This window comes from Luteococcus sanguinis (assembly GCF_039527675.1).
In the GTDB taxonomy this organism is placed as follows: domain Bacteria; phylum Actinomycetota; class Actinomycetes; order Propionibacteriales; family Propionibacteriaceae; genus Luteococcus; species Luteococcus sanguinis.
In genome coordinates this window covers 194,781-209,422 of record NZ_BAAAKI010000001.1, presented here as the reverse complement: position 1 = coordinate 209,422, position 14,642 = coordinate 194,781, and the positions used below count along the sequence as shown (strand labels likewise).

The following is a 14,642-nucleotide window of genomic DNA, read 5'->3' as shown; positions in this document are numbered from 1 at the left end:
GAGTCGCTCAGGCGCCCTGTCCGGAAGTGCCGGGACGGCCCTGGTGGGCGGCCCACTCGCTTTCGAGGATCGACATCAGGTGTGAGTCGATCCACTCGCCGTCGAAGAACACCTCGTCCCGGACGATGCCCTCGTGCACGAAACCGACCTTCTCGTAGGCGCGGCGAGCGCGTGGGTTGAAGTCGAAGACGTCGAGGCGAACACGGTGCAGCCCCACCTGATCGAAGCCGTAACCGACGATCAGCCGGCAGGCCTCCGTGCCCAGGCCGCGGCCGCGACCCGCGGGCCCGACCAGGGTCCGGAAGTTCATCGAGCGGTTCGGTGACTCGAGCTCGTTGAGCACCACCTCGCCGACGAGTTCGCCGGTGGCGGCGTCGACGACGGCCAGGTCGAGGCGGTCGGTCTGGGCCTGCCGGGTGCCATACCACTCGCGTGCCCCCTGCAGGTCGACGGGAGTGTGGGCGGACGAGGAGTTGGCGCTCCCGGTCAGGCGGACGACCTCGGGGTCGGCCATGATCTGGGCCATTGCCTCGGCGTCGTCCGCGGTGAACGGCCGCAGGACGACGAGTTCACCGACCAAGGTCGGGTTGGCGGCCAGGGCTTCGGGGACGAATCGTCCGGGCAAGGGCTTGGTCACGGGGTCTCCAGTTCGGCGAGGCGGGCGCGGGCCTGCTCGGCGGCCCGTGCTGCGTCCTCGGCCTCGGCGCGGGCGCTCGTCACTTGGTTTTCGGTCTCCTCGGCGGCCCGCTGGGCCTGGGTGAGCTCGGCCTCGGCCCGGGTCTGGGCGGCCTCGGCCTCGGCCAGTTCGTGCTGGCCCTGTTCCAGCGCGGCCTGCGCCCGGGCGAGGGCTTCGCGCAGCTCCTCGACCTGGTCGCGCGCCTGGCTGGTGTGGTTCCGGGCGTCCTCGGTGTGCGCCTCGACCTGGGTGGCGCGAGCGCTGGCCCTGGCAAAGGCGTGCTGTGCGTGTCCGACGATCGCCTCGGCCTCCCGCTGGTTCTGCTCGGCGGACTCCAAGGCCTGCTGGCGCGCCTCGATTTCGGCGCGACGCAGGCCCTCGGCCACCTCGTCGTGCTCGTCGGGTTCGGGCTGGGGTTCAGGTGTTGGCGCTTGCTTGACAGGCTGGTCTGGTTCGGGATCGCGGACGACGTGCAGTTGCGGCCGCCGGGTGGGGAGCGCGAGCCCCGCGAACAGCTCGGTCGGAAAGTTCGCGGCCGACTCGGCTGCCGTGGAGAGGCTCCCGGCCAGCACGGCCTCGGCGAACTCGGGATTCACCAGCGCGGCCTCCAAGGTGGTGGACACCTCGTCACGCACGGCGTCGCTGGGCCGGTAGCCCGCATTGCGCCCGAGTGTCAGGGCGGCGTCCACCAGTCCGCTCACCGCGCGGCGGCGCAGCGTCGTCAGCGAACGCAGCTCCTCCGGGGAGCCGCCGGTGTGCGCCTGCGCGAGCGCCGGGCCGAGTTCCAGCAGGTCGCCCAGTTCGTCGCCTCGCCAGCGCGCGAGCAGGTTCACCAGCCATGCCGAACGGGTGGGGCGCCGCAGCGCGGCCACCTGGTTCGCGGCCTCCCGTTGCCTGGCGGCGCGCAGTTCCTTGACGATCTGTGCGCGGCGGGCGATGAAGGCGTCCGGGTCGATCGAGTACAGCTCGTCGGCTGCACTCCCGAGGTCCATGCTGGCCACCCTAGGCGACCCGATCCCCGCGGACTGGATGGTGAAGCTGCTGACTACGCCAGCTTGGCCCCCGTCCCGAGGGGGTGGGCGGTGGAGTTGGGAATACGGTCCCCGCGGGGAACAATTGGACTGATCCGTCAATTGTCTCCACGTGAAGTTGGTTCCCGTGTCTCAGATCACGCCCGCGCGCGCCGCCCACCTCGACAGCACCAGCGCCCTGGTGGCCAAGGGTTTGAGCATGCGCACCGCCCAAGGTCCAGTCTTCGGGCCGGTCGACCTCGTCGTCCCGGCGGGGCACCACGCGGCGATCCTGGGGGAGCAGGGCAGCGGACGCTCAGCGCTGCTGCTGGCCCTTGGCGGGCGACTCAAGGGTGTCTCCGGACAGCTGACGCTCGGCGAGGTCGACGGGATCGCCCACCCCCGCAAGCTCCGGCAGCGCATCGCGGTCGCCCGCATCACCGACCTGGTGGAGTTGGAACCCACGCTCACCGTCGGCGAAGCCCGCGACGAGCACTCCCTGCTGGAGGGCATCGGCTCCCGCGCTGGGCGGGTCACCTTCCAGGAGCTCGCGGGCGCCCTCGACCTGGAACTCGGACTGGACCGCCTCGTGGAGGACCTGCCCGCCGTCCAGCGGACGCTGCTGTCGGTGGTGCTCGGTTGTCTACGCCCGGCCGACTTCGTCCTGCTGGACGACGTGGACGACTCCCTGACCCGCGACCAGCTCGCCGATGTCTACGCCGCGATGGACGTGCTCGCCCTGCGAGGCCACCACTTCATCGTCAGCGCCCTGTCGACCTCCCCGGTGCCCAGCGGCGCCGCCACCATCACCCTGATCCCACCGGAGAGCGCCGACCGGCTCGCGCTGCGCTTCGGCCACCTCCGCCCCCGTCGCACCACCATCGAGGCCAACTGATGCTGCTCTCCCGTTTCGAACTGCGCCGCTTCCGCGGACCGCTTCCCGTCCTGGCGCTGCTTTTCGTCCTGCTGGTGCCGGTGGTCTACGGCGCCGTCTACCTGGCCGCCAACTGGGACCCCTACGGTCGGCTGGAGAACCTGCCGGTCGCCATCGTCAACGCCGACAAACCCGTCGACTACGAAGGACGCACCGTCGCCGCCGGCAAGGACATCACCGACGAACTGCTGGAGGGAAACAGTTTCCAGTGGCACGTCACCGACGCCGCGGACGCGGACGCTGGGCTGGCCGAGGGGCGCTACTACCTGGTGCTGGACATCCCGTCCGACTTCAGCGCGCACCTGATCAGCGCCGCGAGCGAGAAGCCGCTGCGGGCAGAACTCACGCTGCGCCGCAACGACGCCAATGGCTTCGTGATCGGCTCGGTCACCGGGCAGGCGCAGTCGAAGATCGAGCGGTCGGTCGACCAGGCCGCGGTGGACGCCTACTTCCAGGCCGTCTTCAAGAACCTGCAGACGATCCGGACGGGGCTGTCTGACGCGGCCGATGGCTCGCAGCAGGTGACAGACGGTCTGACAAGCGCCAAGTCCGGTTCCGCGCAGCTCGCCAGCGGGCTGGCGACGGCCGAGACGGGGTCGGCCACCTTGGCCACCGGTCTGACCAGCGCCAGCACCGGCGCAACCAAACTGGCGTCCGGCGCCAACACCCTCAATGACAACATGCCCGCCCTGGTCGACGGCGCCGCCCAGCTGGACTCTGGCCTGGACCAACTGCAGACCGGATCGACGAAGCTCGCCGACGGTGCCACCGCGCTGGGGTCCGGGGTCGGCCAGCTCGCCGACGGCGCGACGAGCCTGTCGACCGGGCTGAACACGTTGACGTCGGGCTCTGCGAAGGTCGCCGACGGCGCCACGCAGGTCGCCGACGGAACCCAGCAGCTCGCAGACAAGGCCGTCCCCGTGCTGGACGCGGTCGCCAAGAACCAGACCAGGATCGCCACCACGGTCGCGACCGTGAACCAGGGAATCCAAGACGTCCACGACGGGTTGTCGGACGCGCCCGACCGGGCCAGCGGAGCGCTGGAGACCGCCCGCAGCCAACTCGCCGCGCTCGCTGCCGCCGACCCGGCCGTCGCGCAGACCGACCAATATCAAGCAGCGGTGAAGGCGCTGGAGACCGCCGGCACCAGACTGGAGGCGATTGCCTCCGACGCGGACGCCCTGGCCACCGACGCCGACACCCTCAACGCGGCCGTGCAGGACGCCGCCGAACAGGGAACGCCGGCGAAGCTCTCCGAGCAGCTGACCGCGCTCAACACGGGCGCACACCAGGTTGCCAGCGGCGCAGCAAAGGTGACTGACGGGGCCAAGAGCGCGCAGGCCGGGGCGGCAAAGCTTGCGAGCGGGGCCACCAGCGCCCAAGCCGGGGCCACGAAGGTCGCCACCGGCGCGACCCAGTTGAATGCCGGCATCACCAGCGCGAACACCGGCGCTGGAAAGCTCCACACCGGCACCGTGCAGGTGGCCGATGCCACCGGCCAGCTCGCCGAGGGCGCCGACAGCCTCGCCACCGGCCTGGCGAAGGCCGACACCGGCGCCAAGTCCTTGCACACCGGCTTGGTCAAGTTGCACGACGGCGCCACCACTCTCGACGCCGGGCTCGCCAAGCTAGCGTCCGGATCGTCGAAGTTGACCACGTCGCTGAGCGATGCGGTGGCGAAGATTCCATCGGTCACCGGCTCGAACGCCGACCAGGCCTCCTGGGTGCTGAGCCAGCCTGCCGACGTCCATTCGGTCATCGACAATCCCGCCCGGGTCTACGGCCGTGGACTGGCGCCGCTGTTCTTCTCGATCGCCATGTGGGTCTTCGGAATCTCAGGCTTCCTCGTGATGCGTCCGATCTCGGGACGACTGCTGGCGGGACGGATGAACCCGCTCCGGCTGGCGATTGCCGCCTGGACCCCGTTCGGGGCCGTCGCGCTGGCTGGCGCGGGCCTGATGCTCGCAACCACGTGGCTCACCCTCGGACTTGACCCGGTGCACGGCGTCGCCCTCGTCGGGGTGGTTGCCCTGACGGCGCTGGTCTTCAGCGGGATCGCGCACCTCTTCCGGACGGCTCTTGGGCTGCCCGGCTCGGCGTTGTTGCTGGTGTGGCTGATTCTGCAGCTCAGCTCGACCGGCGGCACCTACCCGGCCGAAGTGCTGCCTGCCTTCTTCCGCTGGATCCACCCGCTGATGCCCATCTCGTACACGATCGACGCCTTCCGCTACGCGATCTCAGGTGGGCTGACCAGCCGCTTCCTCGCGGACATGGCCGTGCTGGTGCTGATCGGTGTCGTCGTCCTTGTGCTGGACGTGCTGGCGGTCGCCGCGCGGCAGCGCTTCCGGATCAGCGACATGCACCCGCCGTTGCAGCACTGATTCGTCACCGGGCAGGAGAACCGTGCAGCTGCGTCCGCGCTGGTCCGGGCCGATACTGTGCACCCATGTCGCACCCCCGTCTCCGGTGGCTCACCGGCGCCCTTGTCCTGGTCATCACCTGGCTCGCCGTCGCCGGCGTGGGCGGGCCGATCTTCGGACGCATCTCCGAGGTCTCGTCCAATGACCAGACCACCTTCCTGCCCGCCAGCAGCGAGTCGACCCAGGTGGCGAAGCGGCTGTCGAGCTTCCTGGGCGGCGACTCGATCCCCGCGGTCGTCGTCGCCAGCCGGGACGATGCGTTGACGGCTGCCGACCAGGCCTGGCTGAAGGCGCTCCCGGCCAAGGTCACCGCGGGGGTGGCCGGTTCGCCGCAGGGTTCGCCCGCCATCACGTCCGAGGACGGGCAGGCGGCGCAGATGTTCGTGCCCCTCTCGACCGACGGCGAGGTGTCCGAGACGGTGGACGAGTTGAAGGACGTGCTCGCGGACGGACGTCCGGACGGGCTCGAGGTGCAGGTCACCGGACCCGCCGGGCTCACCGCCGACCTCACGGAGGCCTTCGGAGGCATCGACGGGATCCTGCTCGGGGTCGCCCTGGCCGCGGTGTTCGTGATCCTGGTGGCCGTCTACCGATCGCCGTTGCTGCCGCTGCTGGTGCTCTGGACCGCCATCAGTGCCCTGTGCGGCGCGATCCTGGTGAACTTCTGGCTCGCCAAGGCCGGCGTCCTGACCCTCAACGGCCAGGTGCAGGGCATCTTGTTCATCCTCGTGATCGGTGCCGCGACCGACTACTGCCTGCTGCTGGTGAGCCGCTACCGCGACGAACTGCACCGCCACGGCGACGCTCGTGAGGCGCTGGCAGTTGCCTGGCGCGGGGTGCTGGAACCCGTGCTGGCTTCGGGTGGGACGGTGGCCGCTGGCCTGCTCTGCCTGTTGGCCAGCGACCTGAACTCCAACAAGGCGCTGGGCCCGGTGGCCGCGATCGGCATCGCGTTCGCGGTGCTGGGCGCGTTGACCCTGCTGCCCGCGCTGCTCGCGCTGGTCGGACGGGCCGCCTTCTGGCCCCGCCCGCCCCAACACGATCCGGCGTGGGCGCCCAAGGAGCACGGAATCTGGGCGCGGGTTGCCGGGCTGGTCGCGCGCCGGGCCCGTCCGGTGTGGGTCGGGATGACCGTGCTGCTGGCCCTGTTCAGCCTCGGTCTGCTGGGCCTCAAGGCGGACGGCGTGCCGCAGTCAGACCTGGTGCTCGGCACCTCCCAGGCCCGGGACGGGCAGAAGGTGCTTGCCGAACACTTTCCCGGTGGGTCCGGGTCGCCTGTCCAGGTGATCGTGCCGCAGGGCAAGCTCTCGGACGTCGCATCGGTGCTCACCAGCATTGCTGGTGTCAGCTCGTCGGCCGTGGTCAGCGCCGATTCACCGTCCGGCACGATCCCGCTGCCCGTGCCCACCCGGGGCCCATTGGCGCAGGCTGCGCCCACGGTCCGCGACGGTGACGTGCTGGTGCAGGCGACCTTGGCCAAGGCTGCCGACTCCCTCGAGGCCGAGCAGACGGTCGTCGAGTTGCGCGATGCGCTGCATGCCGTGGACCCGGCGATCGTGGTGGGCGGTGAGACGGCGACCGACCTTGACACCAACACCACCGGCGCGCACGATCGGGCGGTGATCCTGCCGCTGGTGCTGGTGGTGATCACGCTGATCCTGGCGGCGCTGCTGCGGGCCGTCGTGGCTCCGCTGGTGCTGACGGCGACCACGGTGCTGAGCTTCGCGGCGGCGCTCGGGTTGTCGTCCCTGCTGTTCAACCACGTGCTGCACCTGCCGGGCGCCGACCCGACGGTGCCGCTGTACGGCTTCGTCTTCCTGGTGGCGCTGGGCGTGGACTACAACATCTTCCTCGTCACCCGGGTGCGGGAGGAGTCCCTGACACACGGCACCCGCGAGGGCCTGCGGCGCGGCCTGGTGGTGACCGGCGGCGTCATCACGTCCGCAGGCATCGTGCTGGCCGCCACTTTCGCGGCGCTGGGTGTGATCCCGCTGGTCTTCCTGCTGCAACTGGCGGTGATCGTTGCCCTGGGCGTGCTGATGGACACCCTGCTGGTGCGCGCGCTGTTGGTTCCGGCGATCATCCATGACCTCGGACGGACATTCTGGTGGCCCTCGGCACTGTCCCGGAGCCCGGAGCACGCCGATGTCACCGATAACGTGGGCTGAGCGGCGCAGATCGGCGCCTGGATCGTTCCAGCGGCCAGAGTTCCCACATGCGCAGCGCATTGGACCAGACCGGTTCGTAGGGGTGCCACGATTCGTTCATGAGCATCACGCTTGATGTGGACGACGAGGTAGTCGCAGCGGCGGAGCGGCTCGCGGCACCCGACGGCATGGATCTGGGTGCGGCGGTCTGCGGGACGGGGATTCACCGGACCGTCAGGACACCTCGTGACAGGGCCTCAGTCGCGGGACCTTTCGGCTGCCCGGTCAGCCGCGGCCAGCCGGGCCATCATCTCGTTGTAGGCGTCGTAGGACTGGTCGGTTCCCGAGTCGAGGTGACGGTCGGTGCGACGCGCCTCGGTGGTGTCCTGGCGCTGCCACTGGGTGAGCAGCGCGATCAGGGCGATGAACAGCGGGAACTCACCACCACCCCAGGCGATCGCCGCACCGACCCACTGGTCGTGCTGCAGGCCGCGCTTGAACAGCCACTCGTGGCCCAGTGAGGCCAGGAAATCCTCGGCGTACACGACGGTCTTGCTCATCAGGATCACACCGAAGAAGGCGTGGAAGGGCATCGCGCCGATGATCAGGCCGAGCTTGCCGATGTGGGGTAGCGGGTGCGGGGGCTGGTCCACGCCGATGATGAGGCCGTAGAAGATGTAGCCCGAGGCCAGGAAGTGCAGGTACACGAACTGGTGCAGCCAGTGCCAGTGCAGGCTGGCCGGGTAGATCTGCGTCAGGTAGAAGACGTAGTAGGTGCCGGTCATGAAGGCCAGCGCGACCAGTGGGTTGTAGATGAAGCCGAGGTAGCGGCTGTGCATCGTCCCCGCGACCCATTCGCGCAGGCCGGCGGGTTGGTTGCGTCCGTGGGCCTTGTTGGCCCGCAGGACAAGCGTGATGAAGCCACCCAGCGCCAGGATCATCGCCGCGGCCATGTTGAGGCCGAGGTTCATGAACATGTGGACGCTGAAACTGGCCGGCGCATAGCGTCCAACGCCGGACGAGGTGAGGCAGCAGACCAGCGTCCAGCCGATGATCCAGGCTACGGTGCGGCCGAGTGGCCAGTGGTCGCCCTGGCGGTGCAGCTTGGCGACCAGGAAGAGGTACACCGCGACGGCCAGGATCGAGATGGTGAAGAAGAACAGGTTGATCCGCCAGTCGAGGGCCAGGGCGCGCAGGGTCGGCCACGGTGCAACCGAGTAGCCGAAGGTGCGCACGTCCATCGGGAGGATGGCCGCGGGCAGGGCGACGCCCGCGACGTGGGTGCCGACACTGGCGACCATCAGCAGTAGGCCGGCCAGCGCTGCGGGCCAGCTGGCGGTGCGCCGGGGGAGCCAGGCGAGCGCGGCGATGGCGAGGGCAACCATGGCGCGGATCAGGTGCCAGGTCGGCTGCTGGTCCAGCGGCCAGCGCGCGCCGGGCTGCAGGGCAATGGTCAACAGGTCGCAGAAGGCGATGACGACGCCGGCGACGGTGGACAGGAAGCGCAGCCGCCACCCGACGACGTGTTCGTGCTCTCCTTCCCTGACGAACCGGATGAAGGCCCACGTCCCCGCCAGTACGGCTGTCGCGACGATGGCGACCATGCCCGCGTCGCCGGTGACGTCGTGGTTCTGCGGGACGAGCGCCTCCGTGGCCGCAACCGGCGCGACGATCGCGATGGCCTGCAGCAGCAGGGCGTACAGCGCTGACTCCCACACCTTCCACAGCGACAACAGCGCGGCCAGACCGGAACAGACGGCCGCGACGATCCATGCGGTGTGCTCGGTTCCGGGACCGGTGACGACATGCGCCACGGCCGCGGCCAGCGCGATCAGCGACGCGATGCCGCCGATGGTGGTCAGCGGGTCCCCGGCCAACCCGGTGCGTCGGTCACCCGTCCGGGGGCGGATGAACGCGCTCACCACCCACGCTCCCATCGAGGCGGACGTGGCGAGCCACGCCAGCAGGGTCAGGATTGAGGAGAGGGTCGACTGCACGCGGCCCAGCCTAATCCCGCCCGCTGACCGGGCCGGAAGGGCGTCCCCACCGCGCCCAGCACCCCCGGGATCACGCCCGTATCGTTCCAGGCTTCCAGCACCTGTTCGACAGTGGCCGTTGGCCCGCGCTCGGACAGGAATGCCGCCAAGGCCTTGGGCAGTCCGTCCCACCACCTGCTGCGGGGCTGCGACGGCGCCCTGCAGGCCAACCGCGAGACTCGCCACGCCCATGACCCAGCGGATCGGGCGCCGCCAAGGCGCCGGACGTACCAGGCGACGTCTGTGCGGGTGGGCGCCCAGGAGAGACCTCAACCTGAGGTGGAGGGTTATCCACAGACTTGTCCACCTCTGGGGACAAATGACATCGTCGAAATTCCACAGCTGTGAGTAACCCTGTGGACAGCAGCGGCATCCCTTGTCAAATGGATGTTGCAGGGTTGTCGATGACGCTGATTGCGCCAGGCTGCTGTCGTGGAAAGGCTGTTGGCGCACACCCTGGTGGGATCGGTGCCGGACGTCGGGTGGTCACTCGGCCCCTGCAAGCCATAGGAGGGGGACGCAGACCGCCCTCTGGCGTTGACCATGTGGGCCGTTCCTCTCGCCACCTCCTCGAGGCACCCGTGTCGGTGCCGCGCTCCTGCACCTCAAGGGGGCGCCCCGGATCCTCGTCTCGACACCAGATCGGAAGTCAGCCGCCGCCCACGACCCGAGATCGCCCCGGCCGGATCGGCTGAAAACCGGACGGAATGAGAGCTTGGAACGGTCCAATCGCCGATCTGGTCAGCTGGCGTCCGGTTTTCAGTCGATCCTGGACATGTACCCGGAAGCGAGTGATGCTCGCCCCATGACTGACCCTTTCGAATGGGATGCCCAACGCTACGGCGAGTTGCCGTTGCCGCACGTCGCCTGGGGTGAGGGCGTACTCGCCCGCCTGGCTCCGTCGCCGGGTGCACGCGTGCTTGAGGTCGGATGCGGAACTGGGCGCGATGCTGCCCGCCTGCTTGGGGCTCGTCCGGACGTTCGCTATCTCGGGGTGGACGGCTCGGAGCAGATGTTGGCTGCAGCCGGGGAGGCCTTGGCGCACTTCGGCGACCGCGTGCGCTTGCGTCGCGTCGACCTGCGCGAACCACAGGACTTTGGGCCCATCGATGGCGCTTTGAGCGTTGCCACGCTGCACTGGGTGCCCGACCATCAGCCTCTGTTCGCCAGCGTGGCACGCGCTTTGGCATCCGGCGGACGCTTCGTCGTCGACGCTGGTGGTCACGGAAATCTCGCTCGGCTCGCGCTGGCAATCGAGTCCGTCTTCGGCGCAGGGGATCAGACGTGGAACTTCGCCACCGCCGAGGCCACCTCCGAGGCTCTGCGGGAGCAAGGGTTCACGGTCGTCGACGCTCGATTGTGGCCCGATCCCCTCGTGCTGCGCGAGGAGGCTTATCGCCCCTACCTGGCCACCGTCGTGCTTGGGGCACACCTGCACCGCATCGCGCCGCAGCAGCGCGCCGCAGCGGTCGATGCCGTCGCCGAGGCGATGGGCGAACCGCTGGTGGACTACGTGCGCCTCGAGTTCGAGGCGGTCCGATAGCTTCGGCGCATGGCAGCTGGGGTGGTCAAGCGGGCGCGCGCCGAGGACGTGGCAGACCTGGTGGCGTTGCGAGTGGAGATGTTCCGCTCGATGGGGACGCATGACCTGGACGGCCCCTGGCAGGACGCCTCGCGGCAGTGGTTCGACGGGCGTCTGGACCACCCTGACCATGGGATTTTCGTGGTCGAGGTGGACGGGCAGGTCGTCGCCTCGGCTGTCGGGGCGATCCGGGACTGCGCGCCGTCGCCGTCGGTCCCGGCCGGACGCGACGTGCTGGTGAGCAGCGTGTGCACCTCCCCAGAGTTCCGGGGCAGGGGCTTTGCCCGGCTGGCCTTCGACGCGGTGCTCGACTGGGCGCGATCGCAAGGCATCCAGCGCGCGGAGTTGATGGCGACCGAGGCCGGACGGCCCATGTACGAGAGGGCGGGCTTCACGCTGACCGAGTGTCCGGCCATGCGCGCCACGCTGTGAGGCCCCTCGACAGCCTCGGGGAAGCTGAAGGACTGCTCGGGGATCGGTGATGAAGCGGGCATGACAAGGGACTGGCCAACTCCCCCACAGGAGGGGTCAGGCCCCCCGGCGGGGCAGCGCGGTCGAGGTCTGGTCGACCGCGTCGAGGTCATCCTCGACGACGCGTGGCCCCACCAGCTGCAAGCCGACGACGCTCCTTGCGTCCCTCCACCAGGTGATAGAGCACCGGCACCAGCAGCAGCGTCAGCAGCGTGGAGCTGAGTAGGCCGCCGATCACGACGATCGCCAGTGGCTTCGAGATGAACACGCCCCCACCGGACAGGCCCAGCGACATTGGGATCAGTGCGAAGATCGTCGCGACCGCCGTCATCAGGATCGGACGCAGGCGCTGGCGCGCACCGTCGCGCAGGGCCTCATCAACGCCATCGCCCTGCTCGCGGTAGTGGTTGACCAGGTCGATCAGGACGATGGCATTCGTGACCACGATGCCGACCAGCATCAGCAGGCCGATCATCGCCGGGACGCCCAGCGGGGTGTTGGTCACCAGCAGCGCGGCCAGCGCGCCGACGGCGGCGAAGGGGATCGAGATGGTCAGGATCAGCGGCTGCACCAGCGACTTGAACGTCGCCACCATCACCACGTAGACGATCGCGATGGCCGCGAGCAACGCGAGCCCGAGCTGGCGGAAGGCGTCGCCCTGCTCCTGTGCCACGCCGCCGATCTCGGCCCGGGCGCCCGAGGGCAGGCCCAAGGCGTCGATCCGGTCGCTCACCGCAGAGGTGACGGCGCTGAGGTTGTCGCCGGTGGGAGTCAGCGAGATGGTCACCGAGCGCTCGCCGTCGGTGTGGTCGACCTGGGTGGCGACATTGGCCACGGTGACCTCCGCGACGTCCGAGACCTTCACCGACGCACCGGTTGGCAGCTTCATCAGCGGCATGGCCTTGAGCGCGGCGAGCCCGGCCGGGACATCGGTGCTCTGCAGCACCAGGTCGATGGTGCGTCCGTCGGCCTGCTCGACCTTGCCCACCGTCGAGGGTGTCAGCACGCCGCGCATGGCCTGCCCGACGGTGTACTCCGACAGCCCGAGCGCCGCCGCCTTGGCTGGGTCGACGCTGACCTGGACGGTCGGACGATCGGAGGCGAGGCTGGACTTCAAGTTTGTGGTGTCCGGGATGGTCGACAGTTCCTTGACCAAGGTGTCGCTGGCGGCCTTCAGGGTGGGCGCGTCGGGCGCGGTCAGCACGACCTGCACGTCGCTGCTGCCCATGCTCTGCGATGCCGAGACGACGGCGTCGCCATCTGCCTTCAGCTCGGCCAGGTCTTGTCGGGCCATCTCGGTGACCAGTGTCGCCTCGGCATCATCGGCCAGCGTGACCTGGAAGGTGGCGCTGTCGGCGCCGCCGCCGGTGAACAGCGCCTCGATGCCCGAGCCGCCGAGCGTGGTCTGCACCGTCTCGATGCCCTCGATGTTGAGCAGCGCCTTCTCGACCTTGGCCGCGCGCGCCGACTTCTCCGCCAGCGACAACGCGGGCGGGTAGTGCTGGGTGACGCTGAGGGTGTTCATCCCGGCGTTGCCGAGGAAGTCGGTCTTGAGCAGGGTGGACGCGCCGACGGTGCCACCCAGCAGCGCGAGCGCCAGCAGCAGTGAGGCGATCGGGTGCAGCAGCGACCAGTTCAGCGCGGGCAGGTAGATGCGCTGCAGGAAACCGGACTTCTCAGCCTCGTGGGCCGCGGCCCCCACTTCGTCGCGGTCGACGTCGCCCTCGACGGGCTTGAGGAACCAGTAACACAGCACCGGGACGATCGTCAGTGACACCAGCAGTGAGCTCAGCAGCGCCATCGTCACGGTGAAGGCGAAGGGCCGGAAGAGCTCGCCGGTCTGGCCGGACACGAAACCGATCGGTGCGAAGACGGCGACGGTCGTGATCGTCGCGGCGGTGATCGCGGTGGCGACCTCCTTGACGGCTGTCAGGATCGCGCGTCCCTTCGGCTCACCATAGGACAGGTGCCGCTTCACGTTCTCTACGACGACGATCGAGTCGTCGACGACGCGTCCGACGGCGATCGTCAGCGCACCCAGGGTGAGGATGTTGAGGCTGAAGCCGGCGACGCGCAGCCCGATCAGGGTGAGCAGCACCGAGACCGGGATCGACACCGCGGTCACCAGGGTGGAGCGGATGCTGCGCAGGAAGAGCAGGATCACCACGATCGCCATCACCAGGCCCAGGCCGCCCTCGACGAGCAGGTCGTGGATCGACTGGGTGATGAAGGGGGCCTGGTCGAAGACGGTGGTGAACTTCGCATTCTTGCCGAGGCTGGACGCGATCTCGGGCAGCTTGTCCGAGACGGCGTGCGAGACCTGCACCGTCGAGGTATCGGGGGTCTTGGTGATCGACAGCGACAGCGAGGGTTTGCCGTTGGTGCGGGAGATGGAGGTGGCCGGGGCCAGCGACTGCTTGACGGTGGCGACCTGGTCCAGCCGGACCGCCTTGGAGGTCGCCTTCCCGGTCGCGTCCGCGCCCTGCGCGACGAGCACGACCTTGGCGACGTCGTCCGCGGAGGCGAAGTTCTTGCCGACGGTGACGGTGAGCTCGCGGTCGCCATCGGCCAGCGAGCCACCCGAGACGAGGCTGCCGGAGGCCTGCAGCGACTGCTGCACCTGGGCCAGCGTCAGCCCCGCGGCGGCCAGCTTGGCCCGGTCGGCGGTCACCTGCACCTGCTGGGTGCGTGCGCCGGAGACGGTGACCTGCCGCACGCCGTCCAGCTTTTCCAGCTCGGGGACGGCGATGGACTGCAGCCGCTGGGCGAGGTCGTCGCCGGCGCCGCCGGAGGCCGAGTCGTCGTCGCTGACCGACAGCGTCTGGACGGGTAGGTCGTCGAGCGATCCGGTGAACACCTGCGCGTCGGCCTCGTCGGGCAGCATCGACTTGATCCGGCTGATCGCCGCCTGCAACTGCTGCTGCACCTGCGCCATGTCGGCGCCGTACTTCACGTTGACGGTGACCGTCGAGACACCCGCCGACGAGGTGGACGTGTAGCCGTCCAGCCCCTGCAGCGAGAGCACGGCCTGTTCGATCGGGGTGGTCACCCGCTCCTCGACCACCTGCGGGGAGGCGCCCGGGTAGCTGGTCATCACGAAGGCGCTGGGGATCTGCAGGCTCGGGATCAGCTCCTGCTTCAAGGTGGTCGCGGTCAGGCCACCGAAGAGCATCACGAAGATCGTGATGAGCGCGATCAGCGCCCGGTTCTTGAGGCTGATGCGGGCGAGACTGTCCATGGGTGCTCCGTGCTGGAATCGTGCGTTCAGGCGACCGGGCCGAGGCCATTGCGCCCCGGGGGGTTTCTTACGGCGGTTTCGCGCACGAGGCTACCCGTGCCCACCGACAATTCCGCATTCGGGGCAGA

At 69.4% G+C, this 14,642-nt stretch carries 9 protein-coding genes; 5 read left to right on the top strand and 4 right to left on the bottom strand.

Going from position 1 to position 14,642, the window contains the following annotated elements:
• Window positions 1–7: 7 nt before the first annotated feature.
• Both ABD089_RS01020 and ABD089_RS01015 read right to left on the bottom strand, forming a co-directional pair.
• Window positions 8–637 carry a GNAT family N-acetyltransferase gene (locus ABD089_RS01020; RefSeq protein WP_343884294.1) on the bottom strand — a complete coding sequence of 210 codons (630 nt, stop codon included), beginning with the start codon at window positions 635–637 and terminating at the stop codon, window positions 8–10.
• A complete protein-coding gene (locus tag ABD089_RS01015) occupies window positions 634–1,668 on the bottom strand; it encodes a hypothetical protein (RefSeq protein ID WP_343884293.1) in 1,035 nt (344 codons plus the stop codon). Before ABD089_RS01015 ends, ABD089_RS01020 begins: the two co-directional genes overlap by 4 nt.
• A 166-nt stretch (window positions 1,669–1,834) precedes the next feature.
• Here ABD089_RS01015 and ABD089_RS01010 point away from each other — a divergent pair, with 166 nt between their 5' ends.
• The 3 genes from ABD089_RS01010 to ABD089_RS01000 all read left to right on the top strand — a co-directional run bounded on the left by ABD089_RS01010 (window position 1,835) and on the right by ABD089_RS01000 (window position 7,208).
• The gene (locus ABD089_RS01010; protein ID WP_343884292.1) at window positions 1,835–2,581 is read left to right on the top strand and encodes an ATP-binding cassette domain-containing protein; all 747 of its coding nucleotides are present in this window, start codon (window positions 1,835–1,837) and stop codon (window positions 2,579–2,581) included.
• On the top strand, window positions 2,581–5,001 hold the full coding sequence (locus ABD089_RS01005) for a YhgE/Pip family protein (RefSeq protein WP_343884291.1): 2,421 nt from the start codon (window positions 2,581–2,583) through the stop codon (window positions 4,999–5,001). Before ABD089_RS01010 ends, ABD089_RS01005 begins: the two co-directional genes overlap by 1 nt.
• A gap of 65 nt (window positions 5,002–5,066) precedes the next feature.
• Window positions 5,067–7,208, top strand: a complete 2,142-nt coding sequence (locus ABD089_RS01000; RefSeq protein WP_343884290.1) for an MMPL family transporter — start codon at window positions 5,067–5,069, stop codon at window positions 7,206–7,208.
• Window positions 7,209–7,444: 236 nt separating this feature from the next.
• On the opposite strand, the gene ABD089_RS00995 is transcribed toward ABD089_RS01000, so the two are convergent.
• Complete coding sequence (locus tag ABD089_RS00995) at window positions 7,445–9,184, bottom strand: cytochrome c oxidase assembly protein (RefSeq protein ID WP_343884289.1); 1,740 nt, start codon at window positions 9,182–9,184, stop codon at window positions 7,445–7,447.
• Between the two features lie 844 nt (window positions 9,185–10,028).
• Between ABD089_RS00995 and ABD089_RS00990 the strand changes: the two genes are divergently transcribed.
• Window positions 10,029–10,766 carry a class I SAM-dependent methyltransferase gene (locus ABD089_RS00990; RefSeq protein WP_343884287.1) on the top strand — a complete coding sequence of 246 codons (738 nt, stop codon included), beginning with the start codon at window positions 10,029–10,031 and terminating at the stop codon, window positions 10,764–10,766.
• 9 nt (window positions 10,767–10,775) lie between these two features.
• Complete coding sequence (locus ABD089_RS00985) at window positions 10,776–11,237, top strand: GNAT family N-acetyltransferase (protein WP_343884285.1); 462 nt, start codon at window positions 10,776–10,778, stop codon at window positions 11,235–11,237.
• Between the two features lie 148 nt (window positions 11,238–11,385).
• On the opposite strand, the gene ABD089_RS00980 is transcribed toward ABD089_RS00985, so the two are convergent.
• Window positions 11,386–14,514 carry an efflux RND transporter permease subunit gene (locus tag ABD089_RS00980; RefSeq protein WP_343884283.1) on the bottom strand — a complete coding sequence of 1,043 codons (3,129 nt, stop codon included), beginning with the start codon at window positions 14,512–14,514 and terminating at the stop codon, window positions 11,386–11,388.
• Between the last annotated feature and the right edge of the window lie 128 nt (window positions 14,515–14,642).

Bases quoted from the DNA above. Each gene is read 5' to 3' on its own strand.
- ABD089_RS01015 (WP_343884293.1), bottom strand. From the start codon at position 1,668: ATGGACCTCGGGAGTGCAGCCGACGAGCTGTACTCGATCGACCCGGAC.
- ABD089_RS01005 (WP_343884291.1), top strand. From the start codon at position 2,581: ATGCTGCTCTCCCGTTTCGAACTGCGCCGCTTCCGCGGACCGCTTCCC.
- ABD089_RS01000 (WP_343884290.1), top strand. From the start codon at position 5,067: ATGTCGCACCCCCGTCTCCGGTGGCTCACCGGCGCCCTTGTCCTGGTC.
- ABD089_RS00990 (WP_343884287.1), top strand. From the start codon at position 10,029: ATGACTGACCCTTTCGAATGGGATGCCCAACGCTACGGCGAGTTGCCG.
- ABD089_RS00985 (WP_343884285.1), top strand. From the start codon at position 10,776: ATGGCAGCTGGGGTGGTCAAGCGGGCGCGCGCCGAGGACGTGGCAGAC.
- ABD089_RS00980 (WP_343884283.1), bottom strand. From the start codon at position 14,514: ATGGACAGTCTCGCCCGCATCAGCCTCAAGAACCGGGCGCTGATCGCG.